The sequence below is a fragment of the Atopomonas sediminilitoris genome (assembly GCF_022601735.1).
Taxonomy (GTDB): Bacteria; Pseudomonadota; Gammaproteobacteria; order Pseudomonadales; family Pseudomonadaceae; genus Atopomonas; species Atopomonas sediminilitoris.
Map to the genome: position 1 here is coordinate 50,429 of NZ_JAKUMM010000011.1, position 19,011 is coordinate 69,439.

At 53.8% G+C, this 19,011-nt stretch carries 22 protein-coding genes and 1 tRNA gene; 14 read left to right on the top strand and 9 right to left on the bottom strand.

Features of this window, described 5'->3' with window-relative positions; translation table 11 throughout:
• Positions 1-527: 527 nt before the first annotated feature.
• Both MKI83_RS16030 and MKI83_RS16035 read left to right on the top strand, forming a co-directional pair.
• On the top strand, positions 528-1,046 hold the full coding sequence (locus MKI83_RS16030; RefSeq protein ID WP_241588280.1) for a hypothetical protein: 519 nt from the start codon (positions 528-530) through the stop codon (positions 1,044-1,046).
• Between the two features lie 27 nt (positions 1,047-1,073).
• Positions 1,074-1,355 (top strand): pyocin activator PrtN family protein, encoded by a 282-nt coding sequence (locus MKI83_RS16035; protein ID WP_241588281.1) that lies wholly within the window; start codon positions 1,074-1,076, stop codon positions 1,353-1,355.
• Here the strand turns inward: MKI83_RS16035 and MKI83_RS16040 are convergent.
• Positions 1,338-2,465, bottom strand: a complete 1,128-nt coding sequence (locus MKI83_RS16040; protein WP_241588283.1) for a tyrosine-type recombinase/integrase — start codon at positions 2,463-2,465, stop codon at positions 1,338-1,340. The two genes, MKI83_RS16035 and MKI83_RS16040, sit on opposite strands and share 18 nt — an antisense overlap.
• Before the next feature lie 102 nt (positions 2,466-2,567).
• Here MKI83_RS16040 and dusA point away from each other — a divergent pair, with 102 nt between their 5' ends.
• Complete coding sequence (dusA, locus tag MKI83_RS16045) at positions 2,568-3,578, top strand: tRNA dihydrouridine(20/20a) synthase DusA (RefSeq protein ID WP_241588285.1); 1,011 nt, start codon at positions 2,568-2,570, stop codon at positions 3,576-3,578.
• A gap of 103 nt (positions 3,579-3,681) precedes the next feature.
• Entirely contained in the window at positions 3,682-4,599 is a 918-nt protein-coding gene (tal, locus tag MKI83_RS16050; protein WP_241588286.1) for a transaldolase, read from the top strand.
• Positions 4,600-4,646: 47 nt separating this feature from the next.
• On the opposite strand, the gene rssC is transcribed toward tal, so the two are convergent.
• The gene (rssC, locus tag MKI83_RS16055; protein WP_241588287.1) at positions 4,647-5,123 is read right to left on the bottom strand and encodes an anti-sigma factor antagonist RssC; all 477 of its coding nucleotides are present in this window, start codon (positions 5,121-5,123) and stop codon (positions 4,647-4,649) included.
• On the bottom strand, positions 5,120-6,301 hold the full coding sequence (locus MKI83_RS16060) for a SpoIIE family protein phosphatase (RefSeq protein WP_241588288.1): 1,182 nt from the start codon (positions 6,299-6,301) through the stop codon (positions 5,120-5,122). Before MKI83_RS16060 ends, rssC begins: the two co-directional genes overlap by 4 nt.
• Before the next feature lie 233 nt (positions 6,302-6,534).
• Between MKI83_RS16060 and MKI83_RS16065 the strand changes: the two genes are divergently transcribed.
• Positions 6,535-6,834 carry a PilZ domain-containing protein gene (locus tag MKI83_RS16065; protein WP_241588289.1) on the top strand — a complete coding sequence of 100 codons (300 nt, stop codon included), beginning with the start codon at positions 6,535-6,537 and terminating at the stop codon, positions 6,832-6,834.
• A 54-nt stretch (positions 6,835-6,888) separates the two neighbouring features.
• Here MKI83_RS16065 and MKI83_RS16070 read toward each other — a convergent pair whose 3' ends face one another.
• Positions 6,889-7,578 (bottom strand): MlaA family lipoprotein, encoded by a 690-nt coding sequence (locus MKI83_RS16070; protein WP_370867422.1) that lies wholly within the window; start codon positions 7,576-7,578, stop codon positions 6,889-6,891.
• A gap of 165 nt (positions 7,579-7,743) precedes the next feature.
• Positions 7,744-7,833 (bottom strand) — tRNA-Ser (locus MKI83_RS16075).
• Positions 7,834-8,012: 179 nt separating this feature from the next.
• Here MKI83_RS16075 and MKI83_RS16080 point away from each other — a divergent pair.
• Genes MKI83_RS16080 through MKI83_RS16105 form a run of 6 tightly spaced genes read left to right on the top strand, consistent with a single transcriptional unit; the run spans position 8,013 to position 11,093 of the window.
• On the top strand, positions 8,013-8,678 hold the full coding sequence (locus MKI83_RS16080) for a Bax inhibitor-1/YccA family protein (protein WP_241588290.1): 666 nt from the start codon (positions 8,013-8,015) through the stop codon (positions 8,676-8,678).
• Between the two features lie 52 nt (positions 8,679-8,730).
• Entirely contained in the window at positions 8,731-9,123 is a 393-nt protein-coding gene (gene tusD, locus MKI83_RS16085; protein WP_241588291.1) for a sulfurtransferase complex subunit TusD, read from the top strand.
• Positions 9,123-9,479, top strand: coding sequence for a sulfurtransferase complex subunit TusC (tusC, locus tag MKI83_RS16090; protein WP_241588293.1), 357 nt, complete (start codon positions 9,123-9,125; stop codon positions 9,477-9,479). Before tusD ends, tusC begins: the two co-directional genes overlap by 1 nt.
• On the top strand, positions 9,476-9,784 hold the full coding sequence (tusB, locus tag MKI83_RS16095) for a sulfurtransferase complex subunit TusB (protein WP_241588294.1): 309 nt from the start codon (positions 9,476-9,478) through the stop codon (positions 9,782-9,784). Before tusC ends, tusB begins: the two co-directional genes overlap by 4 nt.
• Complete coding sequence (locus MKI83_RS16100) at positions 9,781-10,119, top strand: TusE/DsrC/DsvC family sulfur relay protein (RefSeq protein ID WP_241588295.1); 339 nt, start codon at positions 9,781-9,783, stop codon at positions 10,117-10,119. The genes tusB and MKI83_RS16100 overlap by 4 nt, the downstream gene beginning before the upstream one ends.
• Positions 10,116-11,093: a glycosyl transferase family protein gene (locus MKI83_RS16105; protein ID WP_241588296.1), complete on the top strand. Its 978-nt coding sequence runs from the start codon at positions 10,116-10,118 to the stop codon at positions 11,091-11,093. The genes MKI83_RS16100 and MKI83_RS16105 overlap by 4 nt, the downstream gene beginning before the upstream one ends.
• Here MKI83_RS16105 and MKI83_RS16110 read toward each other — a convergent pair.
• Positions 11,090-11,920 carry a substrate-binding periplasmic protein gene (locus tag MKI83_RS16110; RefSeq protein WP_241588297.1) on the bottom strand — a complete coding sequence of 277 codons (831 nt, stop codon included), beginning with the start codon at positions 11,918-11,920 and terminating at the stop codon, positions 11,090-11,092. The two genes, MKI83_RS16105 and MKI83_RS16110, sit on opposite strands and share 4 nt — an antisense overlap.
• A gap of 79 nt (positions 11,921-11,999) precedes the next feature.
• On the opposite strand from MKI83_RS16110, the gene MKI83_RS16115 reads away from it, so the two are divergent.
• Positions 12,000-12,938 carry an alpha/beta fold hydrolase gene (locus MKI83_RS16115; protein ID WP_241588298.1) on the top strand — a complete coding sequence of 313 codons (939 nt, stop codon included), beginning with the start codon at positions 12,000-12,002 and terminating at the stop codon, positions 12,936-12,938.
• Between the two features lie 62 nt (positions 12,939-13,000).
• Here MKI83_RS16115 and MKI83_RS16120 read toward each other — a convergent pair whose 3' ends face one another.
• Complete coding sequence (locus MKI83_RS16120; RefSeq protein ID WP_241588299.1) at positions 13,001-15,037, bottom strand: NADPH-dependent 2,4-dienoyl-CoA reductase; 2,037 nt, start codon at positions 15,035-15,037, stop codon at positions 13,001-13,003.
• Positions 15,038-15,179: 142 nt separating this feature from the next.
• Here MKI83_RS16120 and MKI83_RS16125 point away from each other — a divergent pair, with 142 nt between their 5' ends.
• On the top strand, positions 15,180-16,343 hold the full coding sequence (locus MKI83_RS16125) for a carbon-nitrogen hydrolase family protein (RefSeq protein ID WP_241588300.1): 1,164 nt from the start codon (positions 15,180-15,182) through the stop codon (positions 16,341-16,343).
• Entirely contained in the window at positions 16,334-17,374 is a 1,041-nt protein-coding gene (locus tag MKI83_RS16130; protein ID WP_241588301.1) for an AraC family transcriptional regulator, read from the top strand. Before MKI83_RS16125 ends, MKI83_RS16130 begins: the two co-directional genes overlap by 10 nt.
• Here the strand turns inward: MKI83_RS16130 and MKI83_RS16135 are convergent.
• Complete coding sequence (locus MKI83_RS16135; RefSeq protein ID WP_241588302.1) at positions 17,371-18,192, bottom strand: SDR family oxidoreductase; 822 nt, start codon at positions 18,190-18,192, stop codon at positions 17,371-17,373. The genes MKI83_RS16130 and MKI83_RS16135 overlap by 4 nt on opposite strands.
• A 133-nt stretch (positions 18,193-18,325) precedes the next feature.
• Positions 18,326-18,949, bottom strand: a complete 624-nt coding sequence (locus tag MKI83_RS16140; RefSeq protein ID WP_241588304.1) for a tRNA-uridine aminocarboxypropyltransferase — start codon at positions 18,947-18,949, stop codon at positions 18,326-18,328.
• Positions 18,950-19,011: the final 62 nt, after the last annotated feature.

Here is a 19,011-nt window from a genome sequence, read left to right on the forward strand (position 1 = left end):
CCTAGTACATATGAACGCGAGCTGGCTCAAGCCAGGAAAATCTTCGAGGCTATTTATGGTCGATGGAGGCTGCGACGCCCAGAACAGTGGAGGCTAAAGCACATTATTTGGTTTTTGAAGGTTCACCAGGCGTCAGATGCACCAGAGACCCGATACAGGTACTGGCTTACCGTCAAGAAAATAATGAAGCGACTTCAGAAAGAAGAAGACTGGACTCGACGCCTCAATGGACCATGGGTCAAACCGCCACGGTAAGTGTTGGTAGTCGTGCCGCAAGAACACCTTAAATAGGCAGCGCAAACGGCTATCAAAAACCAGACACACAATACTCACAATGAGGAGAGATGAAGCACCATGGTTATATCTGCAAGCAGCAGCAGGCGAACTCGATCAAGCCATTTATGGCCATGGGCACCACTAAGAAACCCAACGAAACCGATTATTAGCAACCCTAATAAAAAGTAAAGCAGACCCTCAACTCTGCCAATGCCACTTCGGCTAAGTTTACTCAGAAAGGAGTATTAGATATGGCCCTACCCACCACCCCTCGCCTTAGCACTGACCCGCTGATCGCTGGACTAGTCAGCACAGCCGTTAATAAGCATGAAGTATTCTCGGAGAACATCAACCACACAGAGCTACTAGAAATAGTTCAAAATCAGCCGCATGGAGTTTTGATGTTTGTATACAAGCACTCAAAAAGTGAGTATAAAATTTACTGCGCGAATGCGCTCCGTCTCCATTACTGCAAGATCAAAGATTGCCTTGCTGAGATCTATGTACAGGATTACAAGGATGGATCAAGCGCTCAAGCCTGGGCACAACATCTCACTCACATCAAGTACTACAAGTTTTTGCCGTGCGACCTCTCAGTTGATATTGAGCGAATTAAAGATCAGGTGTGCTCGCATATCACAAAAACACTCCTAGACAGCATGTCGATAGACAGCGAGACCTGCCGCAGCACTACATACTTTTACTCGTTCCACCTTTCAACACCAGACGCATCAACACTATGCGCACCCGGCATTAACCATACGATTTAAATCAATCACCCCAAATGGGACGCAACAATGAACACTGCTTTTATATTGCTAGCACAATACAACGGCATAGTGATCATTCCACTTGAGCGCGTTTGTCGCGACTATTTCAGCCACCTGACGCCGGAAAAGCTTAAATTGAAGATTGCCAGTGGCGACATTGATCTTCCGTTAGTTGCAATCGAAAAAAGCCAGAAAGCTGCCAGAGGCGTTCACTTGAATGACCTTGCAACCTATCTCGACGCTCAACACCAAAAAGCGAAGATGGAGCATGAAAAACTCATGGGAAGAGGATCAGGGCAATCGCCGTAACCGTTTTTTGGCTTCAATAACGGGGCCACTAACAATACGCTCCAACCACGGCCAATTTTTGTAGGGATCTCCATTACCTCTCAAATGGGTGTACCGCCGCAAAGAGTTCCAATCTCTATGGCCTGACACTGACGCCACTCTAGGAATGTCCCATCCCATTTCAAACAATCTACTTACTCCGTCGTGCCTCAAATCATGAAAATGCAAATCATCAATTTCGAGAAACAAACACGCCCTGGTGAATGAGGCCGAGATAGAGCGAGCGTTGTAGGGGAATACGTAATCAGAAATTCGCGGCATCGACTGCAGAATGCTCCAGGCTGGATCCGGAACGTGGCACCAAACATTATTTCCATGCTTTTGTCCCGGATTTTTCATGTCAGTAATGAGAACCAATTGCTTGCCCTCATCCATCGCATCCCAGCGTATGCGGGTAATTTCCTCCTGTCGCCGCGTGGAGAACAGCGCAAAGCCAACGGCACGCACCATATCAATTTCCTGCCTGCGGCGATCTCTCATCGAGCAGAAGTATCCCAACAACTTATCCAGCTCATCCTTAGAAGGTCGACGGCTTCGCTCCTTACTCCTAGTTACAGCTCCCATTTTTTTAAGCACGCGCCTCGCATCCGGCATCGCCATAGGATCGATGTCGAAGCCCCATGCTGGTCTGGCAACTGAAAGCACTGCCCCCAAGTGAGAAAGATCATTTCCAACCGTTTGCGCCTGGACTCCGTCTTCCCCCATTCGACGCATAGCATACTCAACGATGACTTGGCTTGAGATGTTTTTGTCTTCTACCTGCCCCAACCACGTCTCGCTGATTGCCCTCAGGGTCGCACGCTTGGTTTTTCCAAGCGGCTGAAGCTTTTCATACTCTTTCAGGTAGCGGTCAATCATCTCTTTGACTACAACCCCATTCCGGTTTGCCTTCTCGATAGCGCCCGGCGCAGCCAAGTCAGACTCGCGCTTTTTGATCCAGGCCTGTGCTCCGGCCTTGCGATCGAAGGTTTGGCTTTCCTGATAAACTGTCGCGCCCTTTTTCATGATGCGGATCTGTGCCGTATAGGCCGTAGAACCGTTTTTACGCTTGCGAGTAGTAATTGTGCCCATGTTTTTTTGCTACACGACTGTTGTGTGTTGCTACATTTTAGCAAACGCATTGCAAAAACAAGCAAAAATCGCAGTAAATCGTAGCAAACGAGAACTCACCAAATGCCTTACAACCCCTTAGAAAATCAAGGAAAACCAGAGGATTCGGTAAATAGGAGATTTTCTGTTGCACCGATGATGGATTGGACAGACCGGCATTGTCGCTATTTCTTACGCCAACTGTCTCAGCATGCTCTGCTGTATACGGAAATGGTCACCACGGGCGCACTGCTACACGGCGATACGCAGCGTTTTTTGCGCTATCACACGGACGAGCACCCGCTGGCTATTCAGCTAGGAGGCAGTAACCCGCAAGACTTAGCTGCCAGCAGTCGACTTGCTGAAAAAGCGGGTTATGCCGAAGTAAACCTTAATGTTGGCTGCCCTAGCGACCGGGTACAAAACAACATGATCGGCGCATGCTTGATGGCTCACCCTGCTCTCGTCAGCGAATGCATTAAAGCCATGCAGGACTCCGTCTCTATACCCGTGACTATTAAGCACCGCATTGGCATCAATGGGCGAGAAAGTTATAGCCAACTCTGTGACTTTGTAGGCCAAGTTGCGGAAACAGGATGCAATACATTCATTGTCCATGCCCGAATTGCCATTCTGGAAGGGCTTTCACCGAAAGAGAATCGTGAAATACCGCCGCTCAACTATGAGTGGGTCTATCAGCTTAAGAAAGATTTTCCAGCGCTTGAAGTCATTATTAATGGTGGAATTAAGACCTTAGCGGAATGCCAAGAGCACTTACGTCACTGCGACGGCGTCATGTTAGGACGCGAGGCTTATCACAATGCTTATTTGCTTGCCGAGGTAGATGCTGCGCTTTTCTCCGCCAACCATATGCCTCCCTCTCGCGAACAAGCCTTGCGGGCCATTCGGCCTTATATTGAGCAACACCTAGCCGAAGGCGGCGCACTGCATCATATTACCCGCCATGTTTTAGGCCTAGCTCAGGGCTTTCCCGGCGCACGTCAATTTCGCCAGCTGCTTTCAACGCAAGTGCATAAAACACAAGATCCTCTGCGTTTATTCGATCAAGCTTGCGACCTTCTTCAGGGCCGTTAATGCGCTTTGACCTAGCACCAACATAGTTTTTTAACGCTGCGCGATTGTGCCGTACACACTGCTTCCGCTATGGTCACTCTACGACTCAAAATAAGGTTGTTGTATGACCAGCAAGCTCGAACAATTACGCAGCATGACCACCGTGGTTGCCGACACCGGCGACCTTGAGGCGATAGCAAAACTCACCCCGGTTGACGCCACAACCAACCCATCACTACTACTGAAAGCCGCACAACTGCCGCGCTATGCTGATGCACTGAACCAAGCCCGCCAGCTCGCTAATGGCGACGTCAACCGCGCTTGCGATCTGTTTGCCGTGAGCGTTGGCGAAGAGATTTTGCGCCTAATCCCTGGGCGCGTTTCGACAGAAGTTGATGCACGGCTATCGTTTGACAGCGAAGCCAGCTACGCCAAGGCTATGAACTTGGTTGAGCTTTATAATCAGCGCGGCATTAACAATGACCGTCTGCTCATCAAGATCGCCGCCACTTGGGAAGGCATCAAAGCTGCCGAAAGACTTGAGAAGGCTGGCGTTCAGTGCAACCTGACCCTACTTTTTTCCTTTGCACAGGCTTGCGCCTGCGCTGACGCGAACGTCACGCTGATATCACCTTTTGTGGGTCGAATTTATGACTGGCACAAGCAGCAAACAGGTATCAATTATCAAGGCATTGACGATCCAGGTGTTCAGTCGGTAAGCCGCATCTATCGCTACTACAAACAGAACGATTACCAAACCATTGTAATGGGTGCCAGCTTCCGCAATATCGGACAAATTGAAGCGCTCGCCGGCTGCGATCGTTTAACCATTAGTCCAGCACTATTGGAAGCATTAGCGGCAGACTCAGGTCAACTGAGCCGGGCACTGAACAGCCAACAAACTGGCGAAGCAAAGCAAACTTTGTCCGAAGCCTGCTTCCGCTGGGAGCATAATGAAGATGCCATGGCCACAGAAAAACTTGCCGAAGGCATTCGCTTGTTTGCAATCGACCAAGTTAAGCTAGAAAAGCTCTTAAGTTAAAATAACGCATTTAAAAGCCCGCTAAATGCGGGCTTTTAAATAAAAAATTAATGTTCTAAGGCATGCACTAAATCGCTGAAGGCCGCTCGATTGTGAGCATTCAAGCCAATCAATATTCTGTGCGCCTCCAAAACTTTAGCTTTGACTTCGCTTTCCGACACATCTTGCTCTGGCAGATCCGCACAATCGATGCAAGGCGCGGGACCGCTGATCAAATTAAACACTTGATCAAAGCCCATCGACATCAATAAGCGGCTTATATCATCGCTATCACTCACGATGGTCGGCAGCAGGCCTATCTTTTCTCGTGAAAGAATCGACAATTTTGCGAGCAAGCCAAGCGACGTGCTGTCGATACAGCTCGTTTCTGTGAGATCGATGATAATCGCACGGAAACTCAACGCCGAGAAAATCTTCTCAATCGTGTAATCCAACGTTGCACACAACGTCAGGCGTACATCGCCAACAAACTTAAGGACGAACATTCCGTCCTGTTCGGCAAACTGGATTTGCCCATTACTCATTGCAGGTTCCTGCTCAACACCAGCAAGGCCACATCATCTGGGATATCTCGCAATTTGGCCAGCCCCAATTCACTGCGCAGCCCATCGAGACTACCTTCTGTTTTGGCCACTAAAGCTGGGAGTGACGCCTCTTTGCCTTTCAAGGTATCACCAGGCAGCAGCTCTAAGACGCCATCTGAGAGCAACACCAAGGAAAAACACTTTGGCAGAGCGACACTATGATTTTGATACGTCGCCTTTTCAAACAAGCCGACAGGCAAACCACGCCCCTCCAAAAAAACAGCTTCCCCATCTACCAGCAAAATAGGAAGCGGCAAATGGCCGCCGACACTGTAATGCAGCGTATCCGTGCGTAGATCGATGACTCCACCGATCATCGTCACGTGCTTGCCGAGTTTGCAGTTGATCAATCCACGATTGATGCTGTTAAGCACTTCAGAGGGCGCAAACGTTTCTAAGCTGTTGCGCCGAAACTCATAGAGCAGGCGCGTGGTCATGAACTTCAGCAACACAGTAGCAAACGCCGATGACGCGCCATGCCCTGAGACATCGGCCAAATAAAAGGCGATCAGGTTTTCATCTACTTGAAAGTAATCAATGAAATCCCCCGACAGATACAGCGAAGGGGTAATTTGGTGACTAAAACTAAAATCCCCTACCCGCCAAGGCGTCGGCGGCAGGATATTCATCTGTAACTGCCTGCCGGCCGCCTGGTCATCCTCCAGCAAGCGCAAGCTGGCTTTAAGCTCACGGTTAGCCGTTTCAAGCTCTAGACGGTAGCGCTCATTCTCTTGTTCAAGGCGAGCGTGCTTTAGCGCTTTACTAACCGCATGTTCCAGCATACTTAGATCATGCACGGGCTTTATTAGATAGTCACAAGCCCCAAGCCTTAACGCCTCAACGACATCCGTCATCACGCCAGCACCCGATATCACAATCACCGGCAGACTAGTGTGGGTTTGCTTAATCGTGCGAATAAGGGTCAGACCGTCCATCTTGGGCATGCGCAGGTCGCACAACAACAGATCAAACGCTTCACTGCTTAACAACTGAAGCGCTTGCGCTCCGTCACAAGCCTGAACAACGGCATAGCCGGAGTCCTCTAGGTACACGGCCAAACTGTGCCGCACAACCTCTTCGTCATCCACGACAAGCAGTTTCGCGTGCTGCTGTTCCATCATTGCGTCATCAGGCCTCAATGGGTGCCCTTAGGTAGCGCCATTCAAGTGGGCGACACTACTCCCATCGTTTTCAGGGTTCAAGGCCAGCCAGCAACGCATAGCCCAGCCCCTAAGTTGAGCAATAGACCATATCCTCGCATCGCGCATCACCAGTCGTCGGTGAATACCTTTACAGACACCATATATGGGGCTTATATGAAAGCGGGAGCACAACAACGAGGACAGCGTCCATGAGTATGACGGATAGAGCTTACAGCGAGAAACGCGATTTCATCCGTATGCAAGTTGAAGCAGGGGCCACGCTTATTTACGCAGGAAGGAACATTCCGGCGACTTGCAAAGACTTATCCAGCACCGGCCTGCATCTTGAAGCAGCCTGCACACCCAGCATTGGCGAGCATGTCGAAGTGCAGATCAGTTCGGATCACCCATCGCTTAAGGGGCTTGAAATTACGGGGGAGATCAAGCGCGTAGACGACCTCGGCAATGGCTTGTCATCTCTGGGGATACTGATTACCGCCATGCGCTAAAACAAAAGGGCGATTGGATTAGATCCATCGCCCTTTTCAACATCTAAGCAACGCTTAGAAATCGTCTTCTACCACGCCGTCGTTGATCAAGAAATCACGACGCTGCAGGTAAGCATTGCGAATAAACGTGTAGCGATCGCCCGTGATCAGCTTTTCACTTTCTAAGAGCCCCGCACGCGTATCAATGATGTTTGTTGCTGTAATGCTATTGCGAGTCGGTACGTGATCAACGTTACCTATAGCTATGCGCGTGGCGTCAGGTAGGCGCCCCGCCAAATCGCGTGGCGTGCTTGGCCCTAACAATGGCACTACCACGTACGGACCACTGGACACCCCCCACACCGCCAAGGTTTGACCAAAGTCTTCCTCATTGCGCACCAGACCGGCATGACTTGCCACATCAAAGACGCCCAGCAAACCCACAGTACTGTTAATCAGTAACCGCGCCGTATCTACACCTGCATTGTGCAGCTTGCCTTGAAGCACGTTGTTGCCAAGGTTATTAAGCTCGCCGATGTTTTTAAAAAAGTTAGTGATGCCATCATCGACCACTGCTGGGGTCACGTAGTCATAACCCTTGGCAAGTGGGCGCAGGGTGTATTTATCCACCGTGTCATTGAAGCTAGCAATGGGTCGATTCACACTCTCCCAAGGGTCGCTGGTTTCATCCGCGATCACCATGCTGGGCATAAAGCTCGCAGCCAAACTCAGTGAAAAAACAGAAAAGATGTGCTTACCGAGCATTGGGTATTCCTCCATGACTCAAATCGATTCAGTGGCTTTAGTCGACTCTATTATAGACCAGCGCACCTGAGTGATAACGCTTTTACGCGCAAGCGCAACGCGTCGCAAAACTGACAACCCAGAAAAGCAAAAACCCCGCTAGTGCGGGGTTTTTGCTTACAAATTTGGCGGAGGCGGTGAGATTCGAACTCACGGAAGAGTTTCCCCTTCGACGGTTTTCAAGACCGTTGCTTTCAACCGCTCAGCCACACCTCCAAATTGTGCGCGCAATATTACCCGAACTTTTCCACCTGTCAAACACTTTGCAGTAGAAATCAACAAGTTACGTAAAAGTCGCCGAGCGACACAAATACCTTGGTTTGCTCCCCCCCTCTGGTATGATCAAATCGTGTACATCTTGCGTGCACGGAGCGCGCGTATCTCAGGAGAAAACCATGCAAGAGCAGCATTATCAAACTATGGAGCATGCACAGTCTTCCAGCGAAGTCAGTGCTGTTCTACGTAACACCTATGGCCTTTTGGCGCTTACCCTTGCCTTCAGTGCACTGGTTGCCTACGTTGCGCAGCAGCTGCACCTACCTCACCCAGGCATCATCGTGACGCTGGTTGGTTTTTATGGCTTATTTTTCGTCACTTATAAGCTGCGCAACTCTGGCTGGGGCTTGGTCAGCACGTTCGCCCTCACCGGCTTGATGGGCTACACCTTGGGGCCGATCCTCAATCATTACTTGGGCATGGCCAACGGCGGGCAGATCATCACGTCAGCCATGGGGCTGACCGCACTAGTGTTCTTTGGCCTATCAGCCTATGTCCTGACCACCCGCAAAGACATGAGCTTCTTAGGCGGCTTTATTGTTGCCGGCTTCTTTGTACTGATCGGCGCCATGCTGCTGGGCTTCTTCTTTAGCATTCCGGGGCTACAACTGGCCATTAGCGCCGGCTTTGTCCTGTTCGCGTCGGCGTGCATCCTGTTTGAAACCAGCAACATCATTCAGGGTGGCGAGCGTAACTACATCATGGCGACCATCAGCCTGTATGTTTCTATCTACAACTTGTTTGTCAGCTTGCTGCAATTGATTGGCGCCTTTAGCGACGATTGATTCCCTAAGCTGAAAACCTGTGGAGAGGCCCGCTCATGCGGGCCTTTTTATAATGAAATTTGCCATTGCCGTCTTTTCATCGCCCGATCAACCTTCTAACCGCCGCGCCTTGCGCTTTGCTGAAGCGCTATTAGCGGCTGGGCACACACTTGAGCGCTTATTTTTCTATCAAGCCGGCGTACACAGCGCATCTGCTCACGTGGTTAGTCCGCAAGATGAGCTTGATCTCCCCAAAGCCTGGCTTCAACTGATTCAGCAACACCAGTTAGATGCTGTGGTCTGCATAGCTGCAGCGCTTAAACGCGGTCAATTGAACGCCGAAGAAGCTCAGCGCTATGCTCGAAGCGGCCACAGTATTGATGCGCCCTGGGAGCTGTCTGGCCTTGGCCAGCTGCACGAAGCAGCTCAAAGCGCCGATCGCCTGATTTGTTTTGCGGGGCCATGATGAGTAAAGCCATTCTATTAGTCAGTCGCCACGCCCCTACAGACGGTTCCAGCGCACGCGAGTTACTGGACATTGCCTTAGCCGGCGGTGCCTTTGATCTACCTATCAGCTTACTGCTGCTCGACGATGGCGTTTTGCAGTTAGCCCCTCACGACTTCAGCCTACTGCAGCAAAAGAACCTCAGCGCCAACCTGCAAGCATTAGCTTTATTTGGCGTTGAGCAGATCTACGCAGCCGAACGCAGCTTGTGTGAGCGCGGGCTCAACACGCTAAACAGCACCCTGCCCGTCCAGCGCTTGGATGATGCCGCCGTCAGCCAACTGTACCGCCAGCATGATGTGGTGATTACCCTGTGAGCACGACCCTACATATCCTCAGTCACTCGCCGTTTAGCGATTTACGCCTAAGCAGCTGCCTGCGCGTGCTCAACGCTGACGACGCACTGCTGCTATGCGGCGATGCGGTGTTAGCACTCCAAGCCGACACTGCTCACAGCGCAGCGCTAGAGTTAATGCCGGACAGCATTGGTCTTTTTGTTTTGGCTGAAGACTTGGCCGCACGAAGCTTTATCGACACCGTACCTGCGCGGATTCGCATCGTGGACTACCAAGCCTTTGTCGACCTGACCCTGGCCTTTGATAAGGTCAATAGCTGGACATGAGTTCGCTCGATCTAGCCGACGGCAGCACGCTAGCCCTCGATAAAGATGGCTTCTTGGCCGATTTCAACCAATGGTCACCCGCGGCCGCCCAAGCCCTAGCCCAATTAGAAGGACTAGCGCTCAGCGAAGCGCACTGGCAAGTCATCCACTTGCAGCGGCAGTTTTACGCCACCTTTGAACTCGCACCCGCTATGCGGCCCTTAGTGAAGTTCATCGCCCAACAGGCAGGCCCAGAGCTCGGCAACAGCCTGCGCCTGAACCAACTATTTCCCGGTAGCCCCGCCAAACTTTCTGCACGTCTGGCCGGCCTACCCAAACCGAATAATTGCTTATGACCCTGATAACGCCTTCCGAACACCCCTTCGCCGCTTACGTACGCATTCTTGGCAAAGGCCAACGCGGCTCACGCGGGCTTACTCGTGATGAAGCCGAGCACGCCATGGGCATGGTCATGCAAGAGCAAGTGACCGCTGAGCAACTCGGCGCCTTTCTTATGCTGCTTCGCTTTAAAGAAGAGTCCCCTGAAGAGCTGGCCGGCTTTTGCAGCGCGGTACGCCAACACACGCAAGCACCGGCTATTGACGTTGATTTTGACTGGCCAAGCTATGCGGGCAAAAAACGCCAACTCAACTGGTACTTGCTAGCAGCCAAATGCTTGGCACAACAGGGTTATCGTATTTTCATGCACGGTGGTGGCGCCCACACTGCCGGCCGCCTGTACAGCGAAGCCTTGCTAGCGGCGCTGGATATCCAAAGCTGCCAAAGCTGGGATGACGTTAGCGCCACGCTTGATCGCAACAACATCGCCTTTATGCCACTGCAAGCTTGGTCACCGCGCCTGCAGCACATGATCGACCTGCGCAACGTGCTGGGTTTACGCTCACCGATCCACTCGCTTGTTCGACTGATTAACCCGTTGTCGGCCCGCTGCGGCTTGCAGAGTATTTTTCATCCTGGCTATCAAGCCGTGCACCAAGAAGCCAGCCGCCTGCTGGGTGATAATGCTTTGGTGATTAAAGGCGACGGCGGCGAGGTCGAAGTTCGCCCCGATGTCAGTTCCGAATTACTTGGCTGCGGCGAGCAACAGAGCTGGAGCGAAACCCTGCCGGCACAAACACAACAACGCCTCATGAAGCCCGAGCAACTAGACCCCGAGCACCTAGTACGCGTATGGCGTGGCGATGCCGATGATGATTATGGGCAGCTCGCCATTATTGCCACCATGGCTATGGCGCTTCGCGGCCTCGGCACGCCATTCGAGGCGGCGCTCAAACAGGCAGAACAGTTCTGGCAAAACCGAACGCGCTAAAGCGGCTGAGCAACAACGGCAGAAACCTTGTTGCGCTGGTGTTCACGCCAAAGCGCCGCGTTGAGCACCAGCACTTCCTCCGGCACGCCCTCTGCGACCAAACGCAACATTGCTTGCGCCAACTGCCCTCTTAACGCGGCGGTGTTGCAGCTAGAACGATGCGACAAGGTGAGATACAAGCTCTCAACACTAATAGCCGGCTCTTGCGCCGCTACTTGCTCGCTTAAACCCTGTTTATCAGCATGGGCTTGGCCGGGATAGCGCTCATACAGCACGTAATCAATGCGGCCTTTCACCAGCATGGCTAAGGCCTGATCCAGTGAAGGCACCTCATCGATACTGAGGAAATCTTTCGCAAAGCGATCAAATGATTGGCCAAAGCTGTTGTTGACCACTGTGCCGCCCTGCTTATCGCGCAATGACTCCCAACCACGATACGGCCAGTCCGCCCCTGCACGCTGCCACACCACACTGCTGGTGGATAAGAACGCCGGATGCACATAATCCATCCAACCGAGTCGCTCGGCGGTTAAAAAAGCGCCGGCTAACATGTCGTAGCGACCGCTTTTAACTTCTTTTTGCGCCCGCGACCAAGGGCCGGTGTACATCACCTCAACCGCAATTCCAAGCTCACTACCTAATCGCTTGAGCAGGTCAGCGTTAGCACCGATCAGGTGCTGTTTATCATTGGGGTCGCGCCACAAGTACGGTGGGTACTCAGGATTGCCTGTGACCAATAAGCGATCACACACATGCTCCTGCGCCATTAGCGAAGCACCCAAAAAAAACTGCAGCAAAAACAGCGACATCAAGCCGGCCTTAAGCACAGTTAAACTCCTGCAGCCGTGAATTAATCCATCTCTATGCTAGTGTAGCCGAGCTTGCAGCCCCCTATGGATAGATATCATGCTCAAAAAAATCGGCCTCACCTTGGTGCTATTAATTGTCGGCGCCGGCATTACCCTCTACAGCTACCCACCGGCCTTACTCGGCGTAGCGCAACACTATGAACTTCTGCGCGCAGGCTTAAGCGGCGACCAAGCCCGCAGCGGACAAATCAATTACCGCTTTTACCACGGCGGCCCAGCAGATGCGCCGGTTATCGTGATGATTCACGGTTTTGGCGCTAACAAAGATAACTGGGTACGCATGGCCCGCCACTTCACCCAAGATTATCAAGTGCTGGCCATTGACCTGCCGGGCTTCGGTGACAGCGACAAACCCGACAACGTGAGTTACGACGTCGGCAGCCAAGCCGAACGCGTGGTTAAGTTGATGGACGAGCTTGAAGTAGCGCGCTTTCACGTGGTGGGCAACTCCATGGGCGGGCACATCAGCGCCTTGATCGCCGCGCGCCACCCAGAGCGCATCCTCAGTGTCGGCTTGATCGACAATGGCGGCATCGAAGCACCCAACAAAAGCGAGCTGTTCATCCGCCTTGAAAAAGGCGAGCCAAATCCGTTGGTGGTCTACAAAGCCGAAGACTTTGATCAACTGATGGATTTTGTCTTTGTGAAACGTCCACCGCTACCTGCGCCGCTAAAGCAGCACTTTGCTGACGAAGCCCTGGCCAACCAAGCGATGAATGACAAAATCTTTACCCACCTGCGCGAGCGCTACATCCCGCTAGAGCCCGAGCTGCCCAAAATCAAAGCCCCCACACTGGTGTTATGGGGTGATAAAGACCGTGTGCTGGACGTTAGCAGCATCGAGGTGATGAAGCCGCTTTTAGCCAAGCCAACCATTGTTGTCATGAAAGACTGCGGACACGCACCGATGATCGAGCGACCAGAAGAAACCGCCGAACACTATCGCCGCTTCTTAACCGCCAACAGCGCCGACTGACGATTAAACAGGCACAAAAAAGGGCATGCCGCGGCATGCCCTTTTTTATCGTGCGCCAGTGCTTACAGCTCAGCCGCCAAACGCGAACCTTGGTTGATTGCACGCTTAGCGTCCAGCTCGGCCGCCACATCAGCACCACCAATCAGGTGCACGGACTGATTAGCCGCCAACAGCCCCTCTTGCAATTCGCGCAGCGGCTCTTGGCCGGCACACAGAATCACGGTATCGACGGGCAATACCTTCGGCTCACCGCCGGCGATGCTCAGATGCAAACCCGCATCGTCGATCTTTAAGTAATCACAGGCGCTGATCATCTGCACTTGCTTGTTTTTCAGTGTGCTGCGGTGAATCCAGCCTGTGGTTTTACCCAAGCCATCACCCACTTTGCTCTTCTTGCGTTGCAGCAAGAACACTTCACGTGCGGGCTCTTCGTGCACGGGCTTAACGCCGGCCACACCGCCGCGCGCATTCAGCGCCTGATCGATACCCCACTCTTGCCAGAACGCTTCGCGCGACAAGCTGGTGGACTCGCCTTTCTGAGTAATCAGCTCCGACACGTCGAAACCAATACCGCCTGCACCGATCACCGCCACTTTATCGCCCACCGGCTTACGACCCAAAATGGCGTCGAGGTAGCTGATCACTTTGGCGTGTTCAACACCTGGAATACCCGGCACACGCGGAGCAATACCGGTAGCTAGGATGATTTCATCAAAGCCGCCCGCCACCAGATCTTCCACGCTGACACGGGTGTTCAGCTTCAGCTCAACACCGGTGACCTCGATACGCTTGGTGAAGTAACGCAGCGTTTCGTAGAACTCTTCTTTGCCCGGAATGCGCTTAGCCACGTTGAACTGGCCACCCACTTCGCTGCCGGCATCAAACAGCGTCACGCTGTGACCGCGCTCGGCCGCCACGGTAGAGGCCGCCAAACCTGCAGGGCCGGCGCCGACCACGGCGATCTTCTTCACTTGAGTTACAGGGATGTAATTCAGTTCAGTTTCATGACAAGCACGAGGGTTAACCAAGCAGCTGGTCAGCTTGCCACTGAAAGTGTGGTCCAAGCAGGCCTGGTTACAGCCGATACAGGTGTTGATCTCATCCGCACGGCCTTCAGCCGCCTTATTCACGAAATCCGGATCAGCCAAGAATGGACGCGCCATCGACACCATGTCCGCATCGCCTTCGGCCAGCACTTGCTCGGCGACCTCAGGGGTATTGATGCGGTTGGTGGTCACCAACGGAATGCTCACCGCGCCACGCAGCTTTGCAGTCACCTTGGTAAACGCCGCACGCGGCACCATGGTCGCGATGGTCGGTACGCGGGCTTCGTGCCAGCCGATACCGGTATTGATGATGGTGGCGCCAGCTGCTTCGATCGCTTTGGCCAGCTGCACGATTTCTTCCCAGTTACTGCCGCCTTCAAGCAGATCCAGCATCGACAGGCGATAGATAATGATGAAGTTGGTGCCTACTTTTTCCCGCACGCGACGCACAATTTCGATCGGCAGACGGATGCGGTTTTCGTAGCTACCACCCCACTCATCGGTGCGCTGGTTGGTGTGCGCGGCGATGAACTGGTTAATGAAGTAGCCTTCAGAACCCATGATTTCAACACCGTCATAACCGGCTTGCTGGGCCAGCGCTGAGCAATTGACGAAATCAGCGATTTGCTTTTCGATGCCGTCGGCATCCAGCTCGGTGGGCTTGAACGGGTTGATCGGCGCTTGAATCGCCGACGGCGCTACTGATTTGGGGCTATAGGCATAACGACCGGCGTGCAGAATTTGCATGCAGATCTTGCCGCCGGCTTCGTGCACGGCTTGGGTAACGACTTTGTGCTTTTCTGCTTCTTCAGCCGTGGTCAGCTTGGCTGCGCCCGAATACACACCGCCTTCGTCGTTGGGGCCAATACCGCCGGTCACCATCAGACCAACACCGCCGCGCGCACGCTCGGCAAAATAAGCGGCCATGCGCTCAAAGCCACCGGGACGCTCTTCAAGGCCGGTGTGCATAGAGCCCATCAGGGTACGGTTTTTCAGCGTGGTAAAGCCTAAATCAAGCGGCGCTAACAAGTTCGGGTACAAAGCGGCGGTCATGGAACCTCCAAACAAGCTGATTTCACAGAGCTGCCAAGGCATTATAGAAAGCGCCTTAGTCAGGGTTGAACAGACGATAAGCCCACAAGCTTTGTGCCACAATAACCCTAATTAACAACTTAATAACCCAATAGAACAGCCTATGCCCCTTGCACTGCCGCATCGCCTCTTTCATCGCTCCTTTCGACGCTTAGCCTTGCCTAGCCTGATTGGCTTGAGCTTGCTGGCCTTTCTGTTTGCGTGGACTCAGATTCGCCCCGTGGAGCTGTACCTGTCTGATCTGCGCGCGGAAGTGGCGTTAAATGTCGGCAGCGACCAAGGGCGCGGCAATCTACTGGGCATTGAACCGCGCCTGTACCCCGGCGACTATCAAAGTGCCGGCCGCTTGTATCTCAAGCTCCAAGGTCACCTGCGCGAAGCGCATCGCAATGGCCTGCTGAATGACAAAACCGTGGTGGTGTTTCCCGAGCATATCGGCACCTGGTTGGTCGCCGCCAACGCCAAGCCCCATGTCTACAGCGCGGACACCTTGCTGGCCGCCACCCATTGGCTGATCGCTAGCCGCCCCTTTGATTACATTGAGGCGCTGTGGAGCAGCCAAGCGATCGATCGCTCCAAGGCCGCCGTGTTCAAAATGCACGCACAGTACATGGCCGAGAACTATCAACAGGTCTTCGCCTCATTGGCCAGCGAGTTCAACGTCACCGTCGTGGCAGGCTCTATTTTGTTGCCCAACCCCAGCCTCGTGGATGGCCAGTTACTCCCAGGCGATGGCCCGCTGTACAACGTAACCCTGACTTTTGACCGTGAAGGCCGTCCACTGGGCTTACCGCAACGCAAAGTCTTCCCGATCGATTCAGAGCTGGACTTCACCGAGCCCGGCCAGGCTAGTCAGTTTGGCGTACTGCAAACACCTGCCGGGCGTTTAGGCGTGTTGCTGGGCGCCGACAGCCTGCAAGAAAGCAACTACGCGCCACTGGCCTTGGGCAGCAGTCAACTGTTAGTCGTGCCGGCGTTTTTGCGTGGCACCGGACAATGGCATGCGCTATGGGAAGGCTTAGATGGCTCGCTGCCCGGCGATGACACCCCCGAGCCTGGCGAGTTGACCGAAGAGCAAGCCTGGCATCAGCTAGCACTGGGCGGCCAAATTGGTAAAAGCGGCGCGGTTGCAGGGATGACTGTTTTCTCTCGCGGCCAACTGTGGGACTTAGACACCGACGGTCGCAGCTTTATCGCCCTGCCCGGCCAGCCGGTGCAAGGCGTGGATGACGGTAAAATCGCCAAACTTCTGAACTTATGGCTGTAAATCGCTTTCGCGTACGCCTAGGCGATCTCTCGGTCGCCTTTATTCACAACCTACTGCGCACGGTAGAAGGCCTCGGCCATGACAGCCAAAGCCTGCGTGACACCTTTGCCTTAAGCCCTGCGCGCTTGGCTGAGCCAGACGGTCGACTGTCGATCCCACGCTACATGCGCCTTGGTCACGCGGCGATTCAACTGAGCGGACGCGAAGACTTAGGGCTGCTCACCGGCAGTCGCCATGGCGCGGCTGATTTAGGGCTGGCCGGCGTGCTCGCCCGTGCTGCTCCGACCCTGCGCGAAGCGCTGGCGTGCATCACCGAGTACGAAAGTCTGTACGCGCAAAACTACCGCGGGCAATCCAGTCTGCATGAAGATGCCCAAGGCGCTTGGCTGCGCTTTTATTCCATCAGCCCTTACAACGATTACAACCGCTTTGTGGTGGACTCCGTGCTCGCCGGCTGGGCCAGTCAAATTCGCCACTTTGCCTCTAATGCTCAGTGCATTGAGCGCGTACACATCGAGTTTGCAGCGCCCACTTACCATGAACAGTACGCTCAGCACTTTGCCGCGCCGGTTGAATTTAACTGCCCACGCAATCAACTTCGCCTCAGCAAAGCTGCCCTCGACACTGCCCTGCCCGAGCACTGCCCGAGCACGTGGAACAAGCTCAAGCAAATCGCCGAGCGCGAGCGTGAGCAGCGCACCTATACGCGCTCAATGCGAGAAAAAGTGATTCAGCAACTCGGCCCGCTGTTATTAGGCCACGAACCGGACATCGATGATGTCGCCGCCCGGCTTGGCCTACCCAGCTGGACCTTACGGCGCAAACTCAGCGATGAAGGCAGCGGCTTTCGTCAGCTGCTCAACGAAACCCGCCACGACCTCGCCACCACCTATGTGCGCGACACCGATTTAAGCTTTGGTGAAATCGCCTACTTGCTAGGCTTTGCTTCCGCCGGTGCCTTTCAGCGCGCGTTTAAACGCTGGAGCGGCAGCACCCCAGGTGACTACCGCCGCCAGCAACGTCGCGGTTAGCTGCTCTGAGCCGCCTTAGCCTTGTGCAGCATTTTCGAGGTCATGCTGGTCATTTCATCGTAGATCGCTTGCGGCTGCTGACGCTTGATCTGCCAAGCCATGCGACCTTGCTCGTGGGGCAGAATCATGAACTCGCCCTTGGCCACCTCGGTGTAGATGTAATCGGCAATCTCTTCAGCACTGATCGGTGAGCCGGCCAGCAGCTTAGCGACCTCACCTTTCATGCTCTGGCTCGGGCCATGGAAAGAGTCCAGCAAGTTAGTCTGGAAAAACGACGGACACACCACGTGCACGCCAACACCTTGCGGCGCTAATTCGATCAGCAAGCTCTCGGACAAGGCCACCACACCGGCCTTGGCCACGTTGTAGTTGCTCATCGCCGGCCCTTGCATCAGCGCCGCCATGGAAGCGATGTTGATGATCTTGCCTTGGCTTTTCAGCAGCTGCGGCAAGAACGCCTTGCAGCCTTTCACCACCCCCATCAAGTTGATCGACAGCTGCCAATCCCAATCATCGAGCGACAACTGATTGAAGAAACCACCGGATGCCACACCGGCGTTATTGATGACGATATCGATACCGCCCAACTGGGCTTCGCAAGCCTCGGCCAACGCCGTGAGCTGGCTGTAATCACGCACATCACAACGACGGGTAAAACCGCTGCCACCGGCGGCCTTGACCATGCTGAGGGTTTGCGCGAGACCTTCATCGTTAACGTCCGACAGCGCCAACTGTGCGCCTTCTTTGGCCCAGCGCAGTGCCATTTCGCGACCCAAGCCCGAGCCTGCGCCCGTGATCATTACGCGTTGTGTGGTCATGACAGATTCCTTAAACAGTGGTGAGGTAGCTCGCTGCAGTGTAGGCAATCTGTTGGCAAACCCCAGCTGAATCAGATTGGCGAATACTTAAGGCTCAAAGAAATCCATTGAAGCAATAGTAAGCCGTCAGCCCTCAGTGCTTGTCCGCCTGCAAATGGGCATTGCGGGCGGCAAAGTCGCGCTGATAACGCTCTGCGCCCATGGCATCGATTTGCTGCTCGATCAAACGTTCAAACGCTGGCAATAACGCTTGATAACTGCCGCCTTCCAACTGCTCCAAGCTATACACAATGGCCTCCAGCGTTGAGAGGGCATTCGCTTGCGGCACCTTTCGCAAGCGATAACGCGAGGGCGGCGGCGCGACGAAACTCAAGCTCGGCAGCCCCTGCAAACATGGATTGCAGTGCAGCAAGCGCTTGGCCTTGCGCCACGTGCCATCCAGCACAATCAAGCGCTGCGCCACATCTGGTGACTGAGGCACGCCTTGCTCGACAGGCAAGGCGCCCACCGCTGGGAACAACAACCAGTTTTGCCAGCCGGGTTCAGCCAATAAGGCCGGCAGTCGCTCGAACGCTTCACCATCCCACAGGTAACACGACGACAAGCCCAACGCGGCCAGCCGTGCAGTGTTTAGCGCATGTTGACGCTCACTGCGGTGACGCAAGATCAGTACTTGCCAACGCGACGACAACCGCGGGATCAGCGCGCATAAGCACAAGGGCTCAGGGCGCAAACATTGAGCGCAAGTAATTCGCATAAACACTCTCAAATGCTAGTGCGACGCTATGTCACATGGGGCGAGACGACTGTGCGCCATAG